Origin of the sequence: Actinosynnema sp. NPDC023658 (genome assembly GCF_040639995.1) — a bacterium.
Classification (GTDB): domain Bacteria; phylum Actinomycetota; class Actinomycetes; order Mycobacteriales; family Pseudonocardiaceae; genus Actinosynnema.
The window spans coordinates 6,091-7,491 of record NZ_JBFAAX010000070.1 but is presented as its reverse complement, the minus strand read 5'-3'; the positions used below and the strand labels follow the sequence as shown (position 1 = coordinate 7,491).

Here is a 1,401-nt window from a genome sequence, read left to right as displayed (position 1 = left end):
GCCTCCCTGCCTCCCTGCCTCCCTGCCTCCCTGCCTCCCTGCCTCCCTGCCTCCCTGCCTCCCTGCCTCCCTGCCTCCCTGCCTCCCTGCCTCCCGCCCGAACGTGCGTCGCGCCCCACCGGCCACGCTGCTTAATCCTGGCGACAAGGTGAAGCCGTCCGGTCCCGCACGCCGCCAGGCGCGAACACCCCGGCCTGCGGCGGCCACACAGTCGGCGCGAGGGACTTCACCGCGGGCAGCGCCGCGGTGCTGTCTGGTTGGAGCGCGCTCCGCAGGGGTCCCCGCCCAGGGGACCCCTGCTTTTACCCTGCCACGCAGGTACGACGATCCGGGGCGTCCGTGGGCCGCCTGTGGACAACCGGCGGGGGAGTGGGTGTCGTGACGGTGAGGCAGGCGGCGTTCGGGGACCGGCCCGGGGCAGAGGTGTGGGCAGCGCTCGGCGGTGGGGCGGAGCAGCGGTGGTTGGCGGCGGTCGTGCTCGGTGGGCAGGGGCACTACGCGGCGGCGGCTTCGGTGCTCGGGGGGTTGATCGCGGGCGGCGGGCTGTTCGGGTCGTTGGCGGCCTCGACGCTCGCCTCGCACCGGCGGCAGCTGGGCGGCCACGCGGCGGCACGGGTGCTCGACGGCCGGGCGTTGGCGATGGTCCCCGAGGACCACGGGTACGACGGACACCACGGGTGCGACCCGGACGACGTCGACCCCGCCGGGGCGAGGGCCGACGCCCTCCTGGGGCTCGCGGCGGACGCGGTCGGTGCCGGTCGGCTCACCGAGGCCCGGCGACTGCACGCGAGGGTCGAGCCGCGCGGTTGGCGCAGCCGGGTGCGGCACCAGTGGTTGGCCGCCGAGATCGCGCTGGCCGGCGGTCACGCCGAGCAGGCGGTGCACCCGGCCGAGGTCGCCGCCGCCACCGCCCGCGCGGCCGGCGCAACGCGACACACCCTCAAGTCCGACCTCGTCCTGGGGACCGCCCTCGTTGTCCGGGGGACACCCGAAAGCGTCAGCCGAGGCCTTGACGTGCTACTCTGTGACCTAAATCACACTGACCGAAACGGACTTTTCTCGTTGTCCTGGCCGACGGCGCTTGTCCTGGCAAACGCCCTGGCAGACCGCACTATTGCGGATGTGCAAAACATGAGAGAACGCGCGGAAAACGCTCTGAGCTGCGTGTTGCGCAGAGCCGACCCGATCGGGCGTCGGCTGGCGGAGCGCTCGCCCTGGATCCCGACTGCGCTGCTCCGTTCCGGGGAACCCCCGAACGCAGACCTCCAGACGAACTTCTTGACGGATTAAGCACCGGATCGTGTCAAGGTTCGGCCTCTAGCGTCCGATAGGGGATGTGGAACGTCACTCGGCTGCAGGAAGGAGTCCCCGTGACCACGGTCCTTATTTGCGACGACCGGC

At 72.2% G+C, this 1,401-nt stretch carries 1 protein-coding gene; it reads left to right on the top strand.

Features of this window, described 5'->3' with window-relative positions; translation table 11 throughout:
- The first annotated feature begins 378 nt into the window (after window positions 1-378).
- A complete protein-coding gene (locus tag AB0G02_RS11615) occupies window positions 379-1,290 on the top strand; it encodes a hypothetical protein (protein ID WP_360792706.1) in 912 nt (303 codons plus the stop codon).
- Window positions 1,291-1,401 lie beyond the last annotated feature (111 nt).